This window comes from Desulfocicer niacini, assembly GCF_054657595.1.
Map to the genome: position 1 here is coordinate 1 of NZ_BAAHYK010000026.1, position 18,544 is coordinate 18,544.

Consider the following 18,544-nt stretch of genomic DNA (forward strand, 5'->3'; position numbering starts at 1 on the left):
TGTTATTTTAATCTTTTTTTCTATGTTAGGTCAATATTTTAATTTAGCTAAACAGTAAAATTGTAAAAAAATGCATTTCTGATGTTCCATAGTTAACTTTTTTCAGGAATCAGCATCTGCAGGACGCACTTCTCCCCTCCTTCACTTGAAGTATTAAAGACATCCAGCCAATTTTGATAATTGCACTAATTTTAATCAACCGGTTTTATGGAGAATATCTTCCTTTGGGTGACTTTATGAACTCGTTCCCTCCCATACCGTAGAGAAATTTTTTTATCTCAAATTTTCTCTCCAGTATTCCTTTTTTACATAATGGGCAGCACCGGATATCATTTCCGGTCAAATCGAGCATAATCTCCTCAACGGATCTGGAAGCCCGGCTTTCTTCGGCCTCCGCTTCCAACAATTTGAGACACAGTGCAATATTGTCCTTTTTACACCGATTTGCAAACAATCCAAAATGCCGGATACGCATGAAGTTCCGGGGAACTACATTGAGAAGAAAACGGCGGATAAACGCCACCGCTTCTAGGGTTATCTCCTCAGTGGTTTTTTTCTGCGGTCTCGATATGAAAAAGTGACCTTTCCACCTTCACATGCCTTGATCCTGTAGTTTGAGATTGCCACCCGGTGGGTATGATGCAATATTCAAAGGGGTTCAGGGGAAAATAAGGGAGTCAGCCGTTTTTAATTTACCGTTTTCCCGGGGATGTATCCATATAGTACCGTGCTCTGTGCTTTATAAATGGGAAATCAATAAGGTCTGACTTCCTAAAAAAGAAATGCCATTAGTTTGGGACTGCGTAGATACTGATGCTTGAGCAATTCAAAACAGGTGAAGATGGGGTGCTGACCGAATATTGACAGCCGGTGAATCCCCCTGAATTAAAAATTCACAAGGGAATTCAGCGGCAAAAAGCTAAATCTTGACGTTCCAGACCGCCCGGACCAGATCCCGTAAAAATTTGGGAATACCGGATATCATAAGCATCAAGGCGCCCAGCACAATAACAAGACGCATGGGCCAGATGATGGGATCCCAGATGGTGCCCGAGGTCAACTCCTGGTTCACGGCTTCCCAGAACCAGATGCTGCCGTGCCACAGCAATACACCACTGAAGAAAAAGAGAAACAGATCCGTTACCATAAGGTCAAACCAGGCCTTGGTTCTGGGACGCCAGTTGTTGTAAAAGACATCCACCCGGATGTGGGCACCATACCGTTCTGCATAGGCCCCGGACATAATATAGGTAACACCGCACAGATACACCGTCAGCTCAAGTCCCCACACCGTGGGAGCGTTGAAAAGATAACGCATTACCAGCTCATAGCAGATTTGAAAAGTGGCCAGCAAAATAAGCAGGGAAACGGCCTTACCCTGCCATTCACTGATTTTGTCCAGGGCATTTGCAATTTTTGCCGTGGCCGCAAACGGTGTATCCTGATTCATGGCTTGTGGGTTTTGTTGTGTCATTGTTTGCTCCTTTTATTGCATCATCAGGTTGGGAAGCCAGAGAATGATCTGGGGAAAGATCATGCATAGAATCATACCGACAACCTGAAGCGCCATGTAAGGCAGGACGGATTTATAAAGATCTGCCATGGTCACATCGGGCGGTGCCACGGCTTTGAGATAAAAGATGGAGTACCCAAAGGGCGGAGAGAGATAGGCAATCTGCAGATTAAGATTAAATATGACGCCGAACCACAATGGATCAAACCCCAGCTCTGTAATAACCGGTACAAAGATCGGGGCTAAAAGAACGGTTATACCGATAATATCCAGCACCATACCAAGGAACAGCAGTATAACCTGGATGATGATCAACACCAGCCAAGGATTAAGGGGCAGGGCCACCAGGGCTGTTTTGACAAATTCAGCTCCCCCGCCCAATGTATATGTGGCAATGAACACCATGGCACCAAAGACAATCCACAGTATCAGTCCCACTGTTTTCATGGTTTCATACAATGAATCGCTCAGGTTGTGCCAGTCCAGCTGTTTTCTTACCCCTGCACATAAAATGGCACCCAAGGCTCCCACACCGGCGGCTTCACCCGGGGTGGCAATGCCGCCGAAGATGGAACCCATCACTCCTAGAATCAAGCCAATGGGCAGAACAAGGGATTTAAACATGGTGATTTTTTGAATCAGCGGTACATTGCGCTCTTCTTCAGGGGCAGCTGGTCCGGCAGATGGGTCCAGATAGCATTTAATAAGGATATAAGCTATGTAAAGACCACCAAACAACAATCCCGGTCCCACACCGCCCATGAACAGCTTGCCAATGGATTCTCCCACAGTGACGCCGTAAACAATGAACATGATACTGGGGGGTACCAATACCCCCAGGGCACCGCCTGCCACAATTGAACCAAGAGCCATGTGGCGGTCATATCCTCGCTGGAACATAAAGGGTAGGGCAATGAGGCCGGTGATGGTTACATCTGCTCCCACGGTACCGATCATGGCGGCCAGTACAGTACAAAGTAAAATGGTGGCTGCGGCGATCCCCCCGCGAAGCCCCCCCACCCATACCTGGATGGCCTTGAACAGATCATGTGCAATGCCGGATTTTTGCAGCATATTGCCCATGAAGACGAAAAGGGGGATGGCGATCATGCTGAAGCTTCCCATGACATCCCATACCCGAAGTACCACAACGGACATGGCATCCGGTCCCCAAAGAAAAAAGGCAAATATCAGTCCCAAACTTCCGGTGGTCCATGCCAATGGAATTCCCAGTGCCAGCAGCGCGAAAAAAGAACTGAACATCAATATGGTTAATAATCCTGGCTCCATAAGATCTCCTTAATATGTTCATGGCATAAATTGTTGCCACATCCAAACTTGATATGGTGAGCGGTTTGATTTCATCACAACACCATCCCCTGAAGGACGATGTTGTGATGAGATTTATTTTGGTGACGCGTCAGTCATAACTTCTCTTATTTGACACCACATAATGTGTTTGATTAAAACTTAGGATTTGTTAGAAAATAAATTATGCAAAAGTCTCTGATGGAGACACCCCGGTGGGGCAATAAATACTGCATATAGATGGTTAATTTTTTAACGGACCCCTTTAAATGAAAACTTAGGACTTATGAATTATTTGATAGAGCCAGTTAATTTAAGGTAATCCAGAATAGAATCAATGACTTTTGCAGACATGGGGCTTTTCTTTTTCCACGCATTGGCAACTTCAAGGGAAAGTTGTCTGGCCTTGGCCATATCCTCACTGGAAAGCTGGGTATGAACAAGCCCTTTTTCTTTCATTTTCTGCAGCGCCCGGGCACTTTCCGCTGCGGACTGATAATCAAACCGGGCATCCAGCTCATATATCCAGGATTCCATCAGGGCCTTGAGATCCGCAGGTAACTTGTCCCAGGCTTTTTGATTAACGGTAAAGTCACAGGTGGCGGTGTTGCCGTGGAAGGAGGGGTAAAGAACATATGCTGTCACTTCATGGAGACCGATATCGTGGTTTTCCGCAAGGCTTACAAACTCAGCTGCATCCACAACACCCGTGTCCAGAGCTGTGTAAAGTTCTCCACCACCCATTTTTACCGGGGATGCGCCCAGTTTTTGAAACAGCTCCGATGTAAGCCCACCGGCGGTTCTGATTTTAATACCGTTGAAGTCGGACAACTGTTTCAGGGGCACCTTGGACATGATGGGTTCAGCACCCACCAGGGCCGGTCCCACATAATGAACCTTGTATTTCCCATAGAGTTCCCGGGCAAGCTCCAGACCTCCGAAGTAGTAACTCCAGATTTTCACATCACTGGTATTTTCCCAGATGTTCATGAGACTGAACAATGCTGCAAATGCGGGATCTTTGCCGGCATAGTAAGCCGGGGCGTTAAAACCGCACTCAAAAATGCCCATGCCCATGGCGTCCAGCTGCTCAAATGGACCCACAAGGGAACCAACTCCATAAAGTTGAATATCCAGACGTCCGTTGGAGGCGGCTTTTAAGTCCTGCAACGATTTTTCCAGTGCCTTATACCCGACACTTCCAGATACGGCATAGGTCTGGGCACGCCATTTGTATACTTTTTCCGCGGCCATGGCATTGGTTGAGATAAATCCGCAAAGCGTAATAAGCGATATTGCAACGATCATACATTTAACTGCTTTTGCATACTTCATAGAACTCTCCTTCATTAAAACGGTTTAAAATCATATGCGATTGCTTCATGTGAGCTATTAATTTACGAATTTCTAAAAAAAGGCGCAAAACAGGTGTACCATCGGGAATGCTTCCAATGGGTCGCGCTTACTCAACGCTTAATTTCAGGTGTGTTTATTTTGTATTTCTGAGTATCAGAGTCCTACGATATTTGTAGGAATTTTCAACTGTCAACGTAACTATTCGGCATCGTAATCTAACCGTTTGGTCAGTTCACCATATTCGCTTGGCTGGATTTTGCCTGGCATACTCATGCACTAATGCTATGGGAGCAGGTCAACATAAGTGAAGATGGGGTGCTGTCCGAATATTTACTCCTGAAATTAAGTGTTGATCAATCAAACGTGGTGATTTTGAATTTATGGGTTCAAATCAGCCATACATGCCATAAGTGTTCGCCGGGAAAGGGTTTCGGCCAGATCTCTTCGATAATCGGCACTGGCTCTCAGGTCGGTGATGGGGGTGATTTCTCGGGCCACCATCTGGGCACATTGCGCCAGGACATCCTCGGTAACAGGTTTACCTGCAAGAAATGCCTCGGCCCCGGGAACCCGAATCGGTGTGGGGGCCACAGAGCCCAGGGCAATGCGGGCTGTTTTGCATACACCGCTTTCCACCTTTAGCCAGGAGGCGGCCGATACAATGGAAATGATCACCGCATCCCGGGTACCGATTTTTTGAAAATGAACGGATTCATCAGATTTGAGAGCCGGAAAACGGATACAGGTCAAAACCTCATCCGGAGCCATGATATTTTTTCCCGGACCTGTGAAGAATTCATCCAGGGGAATCTCTTTTTCTGTCTCTTTGCCCTTGATGATCACAGATGCACCCAGGGCAAGCAAGGTGGGAACGGTATCTCCGGCCGGAGACGACATGGCGATATTACCGCCCATGGTACCCACATTTCTCACCTGGGGTGAGGCCATGGTGGACATGGCATGGCAAAGGCCGGGGGCATGTTGTTGAACAATATCTGAAGACATGATGGTGGACAATGGCGTTACCGCACCAATGGAGACAATTCCATCAGCTTCTTCAATAAAATTTAATGCATCAATTTTCTTTATATCAATGAGCGAAATACCGTCACTGAAAGACCATCGTCCACCCCGAACAGCGGGAATAAAATCGGTACACCCGGCAACGATTTTGTATTCCCCCTGGATGGTGTCAAAGAGCGCCATGAGCGCTTCCATGTTTTCAGGACAATGGTATACCAGGTCGGGCAGAGCCCTTGAACCTACAAAATTTTTCATGTGATACCTCTTTTTTTATAAGAAAAGGCAGCCTCCAAGGCAACCTCGGCAGAGCCGCCTCCCCCCCGATGGGCAATAGGAACCGGACAATCGAACTGTCTACAGTTCCGGTCCGGGCCCATTGCCCGTCGGGGGGGGCGGCGGCATAATGCCATTTGGTTCCGCGTCTACGACCCTATCTTCGTTGTGTCCGACAGGACATGTGGGTTTATATGAAACTTACCACCAGTTGCCCGCATCCTTGGCCTGTTTGGCCCGGCGGATGGACTTGACGATATTTACATACCCGGTGCAGCGACACAGGTTCCCCTCAATGGCCTTTCTGATATCCATGTCGGAAAGTTCCTCGTCTTCCCACTGATTTATCAGGGCATAGGCAGACATCACCATGCCCGGTGTGCAGAACCCGCACTGAAGTCCCAGCTCATCCACAAAAGCCTTCATCAAAGGATGCAGTTCGTCTCCTCTCATGAGACCTTCCGAGGTGATAATGGCAGAGCCCTGGGCCGATGCTGCCATGACAAGACAGCTGTTCACCGGTTTGCCGTCCATGAGCACGGTGCAGGCACCACACTCTCCCTCTTCACAGCTTCTATGGACACTCTGCTGATTGAGTACCTTATTTCGCAGTACTTCAAGCAGGGTGGCATTGGCATCAATGTCAAGGTTCCAGGTGGTGTTGTTGATGTTCAATGTAACCGGCATTTTCATTTGGCTTCCTCCTGTCGCTTTCGGGCTGCCACAATCCAGCTTCTGACCCGTTCCGGTGTTGCAGGCGATTCATTTACTTCAATGTTAAAGGGGGTCAGGGCATCTTCAATGGCTGCCAGAATAACGGCCTTACTGCCGATGATGGGGGCTTCTCCCATGCCTTTGCTGCCCGTTTCCGTAAAAGGGGAGGGGGTTTCCAGGTGGGCCACCTCAATGTCCGGTGCCTCCACCGCCGTGGGAATGAGATAGGTGGAAAATGACGAGGTCATCAACTGTCCCTTGTCGTTGTAATCCAGCCGTTCGGACAGGGCTTCGCCGATGCCCTGGACAATGCCGCCGTGGATCTGTCCGTCCACAATCTGTTTGTCGATGATGGTACCGGCATCGTGGACATGGGCATACTTGATAATTTTTGTGGCACCTGTATCAATGTCCACCTCCACCACGGCAACGTCCGCCGATGTGCAGAAGCTTGTGTAAGATGATCCTGATTCCGGGGTGGTGGGGCTGTACCAGGTGGTGGTGACATCCAGCAGGTGGTCATGATTTTTCAATATTTCAGGGGGAAGTCCCCGGGGGCCGGGAAAGAAGTATGCTTTTTCCGCAAGCTGTTTGTAGGTCAACTTCTCGACCGGATTGTTGGAAGAATAGATCATGCCGCCTTCTAAAATAAGACTCTCTTCATCCGTCTTCAAAAAGGCTGCCGCACACTGGCACACCTTTTTCTTTATGATTTTGGCGGCCTTGGCAACGGCACTGGCCGGATAGACGGCCCCGCGACTGGACAGAGGACCCTGTCCGATATAATCCGACGTCACCGGTTTTACAAGGACATCCTCCCGATTGCATCCTAAGATATTGGATACAATAATGGCATGGCTGGCTTCACTTCCCTGTCCGATCTCGGTGCGATCACTGTGCACCTCAATGGTGCCGTCGGCGGTGATTTGAACCCTGGCCTGGGTAATGCCGCCCATCTGACAATTGGGCACGGCCACCCCTGCGGGTTCAATGGCGGAGATCACACCAATGCCGATGTGCTTTCCCTCTTTAAGATATTGCTCTTTTTTGGCCCGGAATCCATCCACATCGGCCATGTCCAGGGCTTTTTTAAGGGTGCCCGGGTAATCGCCGCTGTCGTAGACATAGCTGTTAATCTGATGATAGGGGAATTCGTCGGGCTGGATGTAGTTTTTCAGGCGGATGGCTTCGGGGGTCATGCCCAGCTTCCGGGCGATCTGGTTCAGGGCATGTTCAATGAACTTGATGCCCTTGTCCTTGCCATAGCCCCGGTAGGCGCAGTAAAAGGATTTGTTGGTGACGGTACCGACGCCTTCAACGTGCATGCCCTTCCAGTGGTACATGTTGGGAACGGCGGAACATGCCGGAAAAATACTTAATGCGGCAATGCCCTTGTTGGTGCTCTCCACTCCAAGATCATGGGTCACGGTGGCCTTTACCCCTAAAAGGGTGCCATCATTATTAAAGGCCACATCCCCTTCCCAGAACACATCGCGCTGGTGGGGGCCGGTGACGATGAAATCCTTCTGGGGCTCAAACCATTTCACATGACGTCCGGTGAGTTTGGATGCCAGGGCTACCACATTCTCTTTCCAGGCATGGATTTTAAGGCCGAAGGCACCGCCGATATCCACAGCATTGATTTTCACCTTAACTTCGGGCATGCCAAGGGTGGCGGCAATGTTATGCCGGGAAAGATAGGGGGTCTGAAATGATCCCCACATTTCCAGGGTATCTCGTTTGAGATTATAATGGGCCACACACCCCCGGCCCTCAATGGGAAGACCGGTGACCCGTCCTTCCCGTGTTTTTATATGCATCACCTGATCGGCTTCTTTAAAGGCAGCTTCCGGGTCTCCAAAATCAAACTTCAGATGTACCTGTTTGTTGTCTTCCCAGTCATCGTAAAGCTTGGGTGCATCGGGTTCCAGAGCCTCCAGGGCATTTCCCGCCACTGCCAGGGGCTCATATTCAACTTCCACGAGGTCCGCCGCTTTCCGGGCTGTTTTTTCATCTTCTGCCACCACAGCGGCCACAGGTTCTCCATACCAGCGGACCTTATCCTTGGGCATGGCATAAACATGGGCCAATTTCCAGGTCCATCCCTTGCTTTTGAAATTGGCCTGCACCGGCAGCGGGTTGGTGTGTTTTACTATCTCTTCGCCGGTAATCACGGTGAGCACACCGGGAACCTTGAGCGCCTTGTCCACTGCCAGCCGTTTAATCACGGCATGGCCATGGGGACTTCCCACAAACACCAGATGGGCCATGCCGGGAAAATCAAGGTCATCGGCATACTGGCCCTTTCCTGATATTAACCTTGTTTCTCTGTTTTCCACACTATCCTCCTCATCATCTGTGCAAATTCAAATATGAACCGTTACGGGCAGGTCTGCAGTGCCTTACTTGTTGGGAGAAATTTCTATGACACCGTCCACAGGGCACACGGACAGACATCCGCCGCATCCCACACAATTTTCCTGCTTCACATATACATGACCGTCGCCCTGCTGCATGGCATCGGAAAAGCAGGCCTTGAGGCACATGCCGCAATCCTTGCAGAGCTCTTCATTGACATGGGCTTTTTCTGCGGGCATCTGGGAATACTCGATGGCAGCGTCCGTGGCAATGCCCAGCATGTCATCAATGGTGGCGTAGCCCTTTTCGTCCATGAATTTTTCAAGGCCTGCAACCTGTTTGCCCAGCCACTCATATCCATAGCACATGACGGCGGAACAGATCTGAACCACACTGGCACCGCTCATGATGAACATGACAATGTCGCGCCAGTCGTAAGCGCCGTTGGTGCCGGTGATGGGCAGATCGTTGCCGAATGCGGTGCGCACCTCGTTGATCCATCGCAGGGTCAGGGGTTTCACCCATGGCCCGCCAATGCCAGCCTTGCCGTAGATCAGGGGCTTTCCCGTTTCAATGTCCGGTACAAAACCGATGAACCGGTTGGTCAGGGTAACGGCACCGGCACCGGCGTCCTTGAGCATGCCGGAAAACTGAACCAGATCGGTGACCTGGGGGGTGACTTTTATGATGATGGGAACCTTTACGGCACTGGCAACGGCATTGGTGATCTCGCAGGCATAGTTAAAATCCTGTCCCACGTTCATGCCGGTGCGAACTCCGGGCATCAGTTTGGGATGGGGGCAGCCAAAGTTCAATTCAATGAGGGGTACCCCGCCGTCTTCCATCTGTTTGCCCAGATCCACCCATCCATCTATCTCGGTGGAGCCGATGCTGCCGATGACCACGGCACCGTTCTGGTCAGCGTATTTCACCGTCTCCCGGATCTCCTTCATGAACTCCTTGGGGGTTTCCAGGGCAAGACCGCTTCGACTGTACAGGCTGAAGGCCCGGGGGACTTTTCCACGGCACACCTCGTGTTTTTCGTTGAGGAATCGCCATTTGGCCCGGGTGGTGAGCTCGCGCATGTCCGGGGAGTCGGTCATGGTCTTTGCAATGACGGAGCCGGCACCGGCATCAATACATTTTTTCATGTTTGCAGCGTTCAATGTGGGTTCTGCAGATGCAGCCGCCACGGGATTTTTAAAGTGAACACCACAAAAATCAATTCCTAAATTTGCCATTATTCATATCCTTGTAATTAGATTCTTATTTCTGAATTTGTGCTATTTTAACGAAAGAATCAGAAAACGCTTCTGGTTCTGGCTTGTCCAGATTTGGTTGAATTTGGGTTTTAATTCTGCTCAGTCATTTCGTTCGTTTGTCAGTGGGGTCCGTTGGATCCCCCCAAAAAAGTTGCCAAATCAAGCCGTGTTTTTGCATAAGTTGAGCCAGTCCACCCTGCCGGCAAGACCGGGAAAAGTTTCTCTGGCTGCGGCAACCTTTTTAATATCAATCTCAGTGAGGACAACGGTTTCTTCGTCTCCGCCACCGGCCATGACAATACCCCAGGGATCCACCACCATGCTGTGGCCCACAAATTGCCCCCCCTGGTTCATGCCCACGGCATTGGAGGAGACCAGAAAACACTGATTTTCCAGGGCCCGTACTCGATTCAGCATCTGCCAGGCTTCCAGTCTCGGATAGGGCCATGCCGAACACACCAGGAAAAGTTCTGCGCCTTTGTCCACCATTTGTCGAAACAGTTCGGGAAATCGCAGATCAAAGCAGGTGGCCATGCCGATTTTCCCAAGGGGAGTATCCACCACGGAAACGGCATTTCCGGGGGTTAAAATCTGGGTTTCTTTTGAATTGAATCCAAACAGATGAATTTTACGATAACTGCCAGCTATATCTCCTTTGGGAGAAATCAGATAGCTGGAGTTGAAAAGATGCGCTCCTTCTTTTTCCACAAAACTACCGGAATGAATCCAGGAATTGGTTTTTTCTGCCATGGTGCGAAGCATGGTCAGTGTGGGGCCGTCTTTTTTTTCGGCTTCCGTTGCATAGCTGTCAAAGCTTAAGAATCCCAGATTCCACATCTCCGGCAGCATGATCAGGTCGGCATCGGCACAGTTTTGAATCTTGGCTGTCGCCTTTTCAATGGTTGCCGCCTTGTCCCCTTCAATCACCGACATCTGAATTGAGGCAATTTTCATTTTTTTTCCTCTCTCGTCATTGATAAGTTTTTCAATTTGTCACTACATACCTGATGTTATCATAAATCAAAATAATATATGCAGTATGAAAAGTGAGAACTTACGACGCATGGGCACCTTCTATTTATCCATTAAATTTCCATGTAATCAAGGGGCAGCACATCGTAGGAAAATTCAATCCTGCGATTTGATTTGTTGTCCATCAGCTCCCCTGAAAAATTATCTGCAAAGATAAACTCATCGGTGAGCATTTTAAAGGTACCCGAATAAATCACTGTGCCGTCCAGAGGGCCTTCTATTTTTTCTTTAACAAAGGTTATCAATTCGGAAGGATTGAGCAAAAGCCCCAGTTCACCTTCCTGATAAAGCGTGGTTTTTCCATCCTTGACAACCGAGCACCGCATGGTCAGGGTGTCCCAATGATCTTTAATTTCATCCAGGGGCCACACGGTTTTGGAAGTGATATTGGGGCAGATCTGTTTGGACCTGGGAATATGAAATTCTTCCAGATTTCGGTCGGTGTGATCACTTCCCACCCCCACGTAGACTTCAGATTCATTTTTGATGAACAACACATATTCAAGTTCGCCTGAGGTTTCATCACCAAACACCTCCATAGCGGAATCCGTGGACAGCGCACGTGTCACCACCGGATACAGTGTCGGGGTGCTGTCCGGGACTTCAATGCCTTTTTCTGCAAGCTCCGTTAAATGGTGTCGTACCTCTTCCTGATTTTTTCCTGTGAAACCGGCATTGACCATTTTGGTATAACTGAATCGCAATGGCCTGGCGCCTTCTTTCGTTTCCAGTGTAAGATCTATCTCCAATGTTCATTTCCTCCCCGTAAAAAAGCGTTATAGCCACCGTACCCAGCCCGGTGGACTGCAAAATCGCTGTCCGGTGATTTCCATGTCCATTGAAAATCGCCCGGATACAAGCAAAAAATCAGACCTATTTTTTATGATACCTGATTTCAAATGTGACGCAGCCGTTGGGGATTTTGTAGGGTCCATGGAGCATTCCCGGAGGACGACAGGCATAGTATCCCGGTAGATAGGTCTCTTTCTTGGCGATGTCGGTGAGGGACCCTTCAATGAGCAGTACCTCTTCCCAGAATTCGTGGACCAGGGTTTCCGAGGTCTCAATGCCCGGAGGAAATTTAAGCATGCGGGTATAATCACCGGTTTCAGGGTCAAGACTTAAAATTTTCTCCTTGATTCCCAGTGTGTCGCCTTCCACAAGTCTCCACTCATATTCGGTGTCGTAATCAATAAACTCTATTTCCGGTTTTGCCATGATAACTTTCCTTTATTGTTTTGATTTTATTGTTTTAACGGCAGATTTGCTCTGGTCTAGGTGGACAGCCATGTGCAAAAGTGCCTCCTCTACATCTCGTTTTTTTATGGCCTCAAGGATATTGGAATGTTCAACGATGACTTCCTTCATTCGTCCCCGGGCTGTAAGGGCTCGAATTCCCATGAGTTGCAAAATATCTCTGATATTCTGAATGATTGCCACCAAGCGCCCATTTCTGGTCAATCGGCTGATGCCCACGTGAAAGTCCCGATCTATATCCATGAAGGCAATGGGATTTTCCCCCTGGGTTAAAAGCTGTTTCTGATTTTTAAGGCATTGCGCAAGGCAGGAAAGATCATCGGCGGACCAGGTAAGGCATATTTTCTTCACCGATGCCATCTCAATGACATAACGAAGTTCAAAAATTTCTTCAATGTCTTTCCGGGTAAACTTATTCACCACCACCCCTTTTCGGGGTAGAAAAGAAACCAGTCCCTGGGAAGAAAGTTCCAGCAGGGCCTCCCTGACCGGCGTTCGTGAAATACCAAGCTGCTCGGCAAGTCCCTTCTCATTGTACACGACATCGGATGTCAAGTGGTTGGTTAGTATGGAGCTGCGAAGGGCATCGTAAGCCATCTTTGCCAGGGGTACTGGTTTTTTTAACTCTGACAATCCCTCTAATTCAGTCAGTCCCATTTTTTCATGTCCTTTTTTTAGCATGTTTAATGTGATATATTACATGCGCAATAAAGCATGTCAAGTATTTTTAATTGCTTTTTACAGTTTTTTTTATATGAAACGCCGTCTAAAACACTGCAATGATAAGAGTTTCATTGTTCGTTGTGGCTGGTGGTTACAGCCATGTGGGTTATATGAAAAGATAGCCTTCAGGTCTACCTCAGCAGAGCCCCTCCCCCGATGGGCAATAGGAACCGGACAATCGAGCTGTCTACAGTTCCGGTCCGGGAGCATTGCCCGTCGGGGGAGGGGCGGCATAATGCCATTTTCGATCTTCTGTTTTTTTGTGACAGATTGCCCTTGTCATTTGAGAACATAGAATTTACAACACTAAAAGTGCCTCCCTTGGTGACAAGCAGAAAGGCTTATTTCTTGACACTATTTGTGATTACGTGCAATATATCATATAAATAATACAAAGAATCAGGAGTAACATGGAATTAAGTGAATTAAATAAACCGGAACCACTGGCAAAAATGGCATATAATGCCCTTCGTGACTCAATTTTATCCAACACCCTTACCAGCGGAACTATCTATAATGAAAAGAATTTAGCCCAGCAATTGGGGATTTCCCGAACGCCGGTCAGGGAGGCCCTATTGGAGCTTTCTTCCCAGGGGCTTATTGAGTTCTTACCCCGCAAGGGAGTGGTGGTGAACAGCTTCAAAGAAGAGGATGTTAACGAAATATTTGAACTTCGCCATATCATTGAAACCCATGCGTTTAAAAAGGTTTGTATCCAATTTGAATCCGCAGATCTGGCAGAAATAGAGCAATGTGTTGAGAAACAGCACCGCATTGCCATGGAATCCGGTGACATTAATCGATTCATGGAAATGGATCGCGCATTTCACATGGCCTTTGCCCGACTAACGGGCAATAAACGTCTGGTTTCCATCATGGACAATATCAGAGACATCCTTCATATCATGGGCAGCTACGCCCTTTCTGTTGAGGGCCGTATGACCGAGGTGGTGCTGGAGCATGAAAAAATTTTAGCCGCCGTTAAGGCCGGAGATACAGCCACCACATTGACACTGCTTTCAGATCATCTGGACCAAAGCAAAGCAGCTGTCAGCCACAAACTCTCATCCCTTTCACGGTAACCTTAATTTTCTCTTACCCCTTCCGGAGACATCCATCAAACCCATGAGGAAAAATATCAAATGAAAAGTATTCCCGTTGAACAGGCCGTTGGAATGATTCTGTGCCACGACATCACGGAAATTGTTCCTGATCTATTCAAAGGCCCTGCCTTTAAAAAGGGCCATGTTATTACGGAGGCAGATATCCCCCGTCTGCTGGATATAGGGAAACGACATATCTATGTGTCTGATTTCAAGGGCAGAGTCCACGAAAATGATGCGGCCGTGCGCATTGCATCGGCAGCCTGCGGTCAGGGTATTGAATTAACGACCCCGGTGGAAGGCAAGGTTGCTTTTATAGCAAAACATAAAGGGCTTTTAAAAATCAACGTTGATGCCCTTGAGAAAATCAATGCCATTGATGAAATCATGTTTGCCACCCTCCACACCCTCCAGACCGTTGAAAAAGAACAGGACCTGGCTGGCACCCGCATTATTCCCCTCTCCATTAAAGAAGAGAAAATAGCGGCTGTGGAAGAGATCTGCCGAGCCCATTTTCCCATCGTCGAAATAAAACCCTTTGCCCCCCTGAAGGTGGGAATGATTGTCACCGGCAGCGAGGTGTTCAATGGCAGGATACAAGACAAATTCGGCCCGGTGGTAAAGAAAAAATTTAAAGATCTGGGAAGTCATGTGTTTCGTGAAATCCTGGTATCAGATGATCGTGACATGACTGTTAAGGCCATCCACTCGCTGGTGAATGATGGTGCCCAGATGATCGCCCTCACCGGTGGCATGTCCGTGGATCCAGATGATCAGACCCCGGGCTCCATCCGTGCCGCCGGTGGTCGTGTGGTCACCTATGGTGCTCCGGTGCTTCCCGGGGCCATGTTCATGCTTTCCTTTCTTGATAAAATTCCCGTCATCGGTCTTCCCGGCTGCGTCATGTACCACAGGGCCAGCATTTTTGATCTCATTGTGCCACGGCTTCTGGCAGGGGAAGACGTGGACCGAACCACCGTTGCCGGTATGGGCCATGGCGGTTATTGCTCAAACTGTAAAAACTGCAGATTTCCCGTCTGCGGATTCGGGAAATAGGATCATATAGTATGAAAACCATCCTTTCAGACATCATTGCCCGATCCAATTTAAAAAATCAAGATCCGGCGCCGTATTTAACAGTTGGACCGACACGGTGAAGGCATTGGACATGGCGTAATCCGGTGCCGGGCGACCATACCGGAGCATCCCTTCATAGATACGATCAATGCCTCTGCCGGTGCGTTCTGCCAATCCAATGCGTTTAATGATATCAGACAGCAACGGATTTCTTGAGCGCGGATCGGCCACCAGCAGATTATCCAATGTCACCCCATCCACAAATCCACCGGGATTGCTGATGGTTAAACCGTCATTGTCCAGCCTGATATGCACGGCCCCCAGGCGGCTGAAATCCCGATGCACCAGGGCGTTTACAAATGCTTCCCGGAATGCCCGGCGGTTATAATTAGGGGCCGGTACACGAATTTGCCATTATGCCGAAAGGTGCGAACACGTTTCCAATGAGGTCTACCCATGGCAGTTGTATCAAAGCGCAGTGAAAATGATGCATAAGAATTGTTTTTTTGGCACTTAGCGGTAACAAATTTATATTATTAAAAATATTTAATTTTCGTTTCAATTTTTGCATGAAAAATATTGCGGAAGCGGAAGCTCTCTTTACGATCAGGATGTGTTATGTGTTGTGGGAGAACTCTTGATTTGCATTGAAAAAAGTTGTTGCCGTTTAATAAATATCTGAAATAAATAACAAAAACAATTATTCTTCTTTTCAATGTTTTTTAAGCAATATCTGGATAGATATTGGCATTTTATTTGCTTATAGCTTGCTTGAGTTTAGAGAAATTGCTCAGAACTAAAATGCCGATCCGGGGGAACAGGGCGGTTGTATACCGATTTGTTCTATCTCCGGAAAAATGAGAGAACAGTTCCCCCATTTTTCTGGCCTGGAAAATGCTGAAAAAAATGCAAAAGGAGAAATGATGATCAAGAAAGTACCTCGATACACCGGCGTAATTTTATGTTTTTTGTTGGCGGTTGCTTTTCACGCACAGGCCTTGGAAGCGACACTGTCCAGTGCGAAAATCAAGGCGGGCGAACCCATTACCGTAAAAGGTAAAATTAATCCCGGCCAAGATGTTTTCGTGGTGATTGCCACGGAAAAATTTTTCTCTGCAAAGGATTCCCCCGGGTCCAAAGAACGAACACGCCTGCATGACGGTAAGGATGGCAAAGATGCCTTTGGGGCCACTGCGATTCCACCGAACTATTACATTGTCACCAATATTCCAGAAAAACTGGCAACGTCCATTGAAGTCCCCCAAGGGCAAACCTCTGGAATTTTTGCCTTTTCTCCCTTTAAATACAATGTGAAGGTCAATAAGCTCAAAACATGGAAAGAAATCCCTTCTGAAATAAAAGGGTGGCTTGCTCCCATTCAAGATGAGATGCAGTGGAAAATGCTGCTCTTTTCCCATGAAAAAAAATTCGGCATCAATACCATCGACAAAGAGACCGCCAAGGGCGGAGGTAATGCCCGTATGGTGCTGACCGATTATGATAAACAGCCAGAACAGTGGAACAATGGCGTCCGCCTCACCCTGGATAAGACCACCGGTGATTTCAGCGTCACCATGGCTCCCTATAAGAATATTGCACCGGATACGGCCATGGCGGTCTATGTCAACGGCACCAAAGTAGAGACTTTTACCATTGAAAAATCCGGTTATTTTTTTAAGATCGCCAATGTATACATGAATCCTTTAATCGTGTTTGTGGGAGCGTTTCTCATCGGGGTTCTTTTTGTCATCATGGGGGCCGCCGGTGGTCTGTTTACGGCAGCTTTTCAAATTACCGCCATCGGCACAAAGGGTCCCATTGGTGTCAACGCCGGCAATACCATCAAACCCACCAACCTGTTTTTGACCCTGTGCTCCCCCATCAGCGGTCTGATCAGTTATTTTAAAGAAAAACGGTTTGCATACCCGGTGGCCATTCCCTTTTCCATCGGTATTATCATCGGTGCCTTTTTTATCGGTCCTCCCTTATCCGCCAAATACCTGAATCTTGCCGCCTTTAAATTTTATCTGGGTATTATCTGCCTGGTTATCGGCGTGAAACTCTTTACCGAATCCCTGCCAAGTTCCATTGAAAAGAAAAAGGCGATGAAGGCCATCGTGGATAAGTTCAACGCCGCCATCAAAGAGGCCAAAGCCTCAGGGAAAGCCGTGCAGTTGGGTTCCATTGAATTTGACAAGTTTCATCCCGTTCAATTCAATATGCGGTTCTGGGGAGAAACCTTTGTGGCCAAACCGGCCATGATGCTGGTCGGCGGTATGGTCATGGGCATTATAGCCTCTTCTTTTGGCGTGGGAGGCGGTTTCATGTTTATGCCTTTCATGACCACATTGGTGGGGTATCCCATGTATCTGGCCGTCCCCATCGCTCTGGCGGGTGGTTTTTCCACTTCAGTGGGGGGGATCGCCAAATATGTGATGATGGGGTATCAGCCTGACTGGATCATGGCAGCCTTGATTGCCGCAGGTGCCATGTGCGGCGGCATTGTGGGGCCTAAAATTCAAAAAATGCTGCCGGAAATTTTCCTGAAAAGATTGCTGGCCTTTGCCCTGATTTTGACCTGTCTGAAATACACCGGTCTGCTCTGGTTCATGCGCTGATCAATTCCGCTGGCTGCACCTTATCAATTTCAGGTACAAAAAGACGATGCTTACTTTTTCCATTATTTGACTGACCAGAATTTGCCATGAATTACCTTAGTTATTGCTTAGATTTTCTTTATTTCTCAATCTTAGAGCCCCTGGTCAGCAGGGTCGTGAATATAATGACGCTGCTGATCATGGCCCCCATGGATGCATTGGGAATACCTGTTGCCCTGCAGGTGGGACTGGTGGCTGTTCTTACTGCTTTATTGTCCTTTACATTGCGAAAGAAACTGCGGGTGGAAGAGAAAACATCTGCTTTTCAGGAAACATTTTCACAAAAAAGAGAGCGCCAGAAGGATTTGCAACTACTGGAAAATCATTACCAACGCAGTGCCATGTACAAAGCCACGGATGATGAATTGAACGATGATTATAATTTTTATCTGGCCCATCATTATGCCCGGTATGTTATGGTGTATCTGTTGCCTATTTTTTTGGTTATGGCCTGGCTCAACGGGGTTCTGGATGAGGGGGTTTTGATGGCAAAGCAGGGCATGGCGTATGCTTTACCCCTTCCGGTCAATGGATACGGGGTTCAGGGAATTTCGGTGACGGCTCTTTTCTTGATCGTTTACCTGTTTACTTTGGCGGTTGGTTTTCGGATGAACAAAAAGAAATCAGACGAACCAACTAAATAAGTTCCACCCCAGGCACAGAGCTGTGCCCGTTTTCCTATACGGCGGCGTGTCCGGAGGCTTGCATTGATATTCATATCAACCCTCCCGGAGTTTTTTTCAGGTTTATTGGTATACATTGTCATGCCCTCCTTCTTACCAGTCCGCATTGAGATATTTATTGAGCTGCCCCGGTGTCAGGACATCATAGGGGATCCTTTTTCGTTTTTGAACAAAAAAGGCCATGACACCTCCAGGGTGACATGGC

The 18,544-nt window shown here is 48.0% G+C and carries 16 protein-coding genes and 1 pseudogene; 4 read left to right on the top strand and 13 right to left on the bottom strand.

Annotated features, from left to right (window positions below; all coding sequences use genetic code 11):
• Window positions 1–205 precede the first annotated feature (205 nt).
• From ACYQ2M_RS14670 to ACYQ2M_RS14725, 12 genes and pseudogenes are all read right to left on the bottom strand, one after another.
• Window positions 206–627, bottom strand: a pseudogene (locus ACYQ2M_RS14670) (transposase).
• Window positions 628–919: 292 nt separating this feature from the next.
• Window positions 920–1,474, bottom strand: coding sequence for a TRAP transporter small permease subunit (locus tag ACYQ2M_RS14675; RefSeq protein ID WP_459917112.1), 555 nt, complete (start codon window positions 1,472–1,474; stop codon window positions 920–922).
• 12 nt (window positions 1,475–1,486) lie between these two features.
• The gene (locus ACYQ2M_RS14680; protein ID WP_459917113.1) at window positions 1,487–2,803 is read right to left on the bottom strand and encodes a TRAP transporter large permease; all 1,317 of its coding nucleotides are present in this window, start codon (window positions 2,801–2,803) and stop codon (window positions 1,487–1,489) included.
• A 309-nt stretch (window positions 2,804–3,112) separates the two neighbouring features.
• A complete protein-coding gene (gene dctP / locus ACYQ2M_RS14685; protein ID WP_459917114.1) occupies window positions 3,113–4,156 on the bottom strand; it encodes a TRAP transporter substrate-binding protein DctP in 1,044 nt (347 codons plus the stop codon).
• Window positions 4,157–4,555: 399 nt separating this feature from the next.
• Entirely contained in the window at window positions 4,556–5,455 is a 900-nt protein-coding gene (locus tag ACYQ2M_RS14690; RefSeq protein ID WP_459917115.1) for an FAD binding domain-containing protein, read from the bottom strand.
• Window positions 5,456–5,674: 219 nt separating this feature from the next.
• Window positions 5,675–6,166 carry a (2Fe-2S)-binding protein gene (locus tag ACYQ2M_RS14695; RefSeq protein ID WP_459917116.1) on the bottom strand — a complete coding sequence of 164 codons (492 nt, stop codon included), beginning with the start codon at window positions 6,164–6,166 and terminating at the stop codon, window positions 5,675–5,677.
• Window positions 6,163–8,526 carry a xanthine dehydrogenase family protein molybdopterin-binding subunit gene (locus tag ACYQ2M_RS14700; RefSeq protein ID WP_459917117.1) on the bottom strand — a complete coding sequence of 788 codons (2,364 nt, stop codon included), beginning with the start codon at window positions 8,524–8,526 and terminating at the stop codon, window positions 6,163–6,165. Before ACYQ2M_RS14700 ends, ACYQ2M_RS14695 begins: the two co-directional genes overlap by 4 nt.
• 63 nt (window positions 8,527–8,589) lie before the next feature.
• On the bottom strand, window positions 8,590–9,786 hold the full coding sequence (locus ACYQ2M_RS14705) for a 4Fe-4S dicluster-binding protein (protein ID WP_459917118.1): 1,197 nt from the start codon (window positions 9,784–9,786) through the stop codon (window positions 8,590–8,592).
• Window positions 9,787–9,966: 180 nt separating this feature from the next.
• Window positions 9,967–10,761 (bottom strand): carbon-nitrogen family hydrolase, encoded by a 795-nt coding sequence (locus ACYQ2M_RS14710; protein ID WP_459917119.1) that lies wholly within the window; start codon window positions 10,759–10,761, stop codon window positions 9,967–9,969.
• A 131-nt stretch (window positions 10,762–10,892) separates the two neighbouring features.
• Window positions 10,893–11,588, bottom strand: a complete 696-nt coding sequence (locus ACYQ2M_RS14715; RefSeq protein WP_459917120.1) for a DUF2848 family protein — start codon at window positions 11,586–11,588, stop codon at window positions 10,893–10,895.
• A gap of 124 nt (window positions 11,589–11,712) precedes the next feature.
• A complete protein-coding gene (locus ACYQ2M_RS14720; protein WP_459917121.1) occupies window positions 11,713–12,057 on the bottom strand; it encodes a cupin domain-containing protein in 345 nt (114 codons plus the stop codon).
• Window positions 12,058–12,069: 12 nt separating this feature from the next.
• Window positions 12,070–12,753, bottom strand: coding sequence for a GntR family transcriptional regulator (locus tag ACYQ2M_RS14725; RefSeq protein ID WP_459917122.1), 684 nt, complete (start codon window positions 12,751–12,753; stop codon window positions 12,070–12,072).
• A 476-nt stretch (window positions 12,754–13,229) separates the two neighbouring features.
• On the opposite strand from ACYQ2M_RS14725, the gene ACYQ2M_RS14730 reads away from it, so the two are divergent.
• The gene (locus ACYQ2M_RS14730) at window positions 13,230–13,901 is read left to right on the top strand and encodes a GntR family transcriptional regulator (RefSeq protein ID WP_459917123.1); all 672 of its coding nucleotides are present in this window, start codon (window positions 13,230–13,232) and stop codon (window positions 13,899–13,901) included.
• 60 nt (window positions 13,902–13,961) lie between these two features.
• Window positions 13,962–14,978 (top strand): molybdopterin-binding protein, encoded by a 1,017-nt coding sequence (locus ACYQ2M_RS14735; RefSeq protein ID WP_459917124.1) that lies wholly within the window; start codon window positions 13,962–13,964, stop codon window positions 14,976–14,978.
• A gap of 33 nt (window positions 14,979–15,011) precedes the next feature.
• Here the strand turns inward: ACYQ2M_RS14735 and ACYQ2M_RS14740 are convergent, their stop codons facing one another.
• Window positions 15,012–15,314 (bottom strand): ATP-binding protein, encoded by a 303-nt coding sequence (locus tag ACYQ2M_RS14740; protein WP_459917125.1) that lies wholly within the window; start codon window positions 15,312–15,314, stop codon window positions 15,012–15,014.
• Window positions 15,315–15,919: 605 nt separating this feature from the next.
• On the opposite strand from ACYQ2M_RS14740, the gene ACYQ2M_RS14745 reads away from it, so the two are divergent.
• A complete protein-coding gene (locus ACYQ2M_RS14745; protein ID WP_459917126.1) occupies window positions 15,920–17,617 on the top strand; it encodes a sulfite exporter TauE/SafE family protein in 1,698 nt (565 codons plus the stop codon).
• 155 nt (window positions 17,618–17,772) lie between these two features.
• A complete protein-coding gene (locus tag ACYQ2M_RS14750) occupies window positions 17,773–18,300 on the top strand; it encodes a hypothetical protein (protein WP_459917127.1) in 528 nt (175 codons plus the stop codon).
• The last annotated feature ends 244 nt before the right edge of the window (window positions 18,301–18,544 follow it).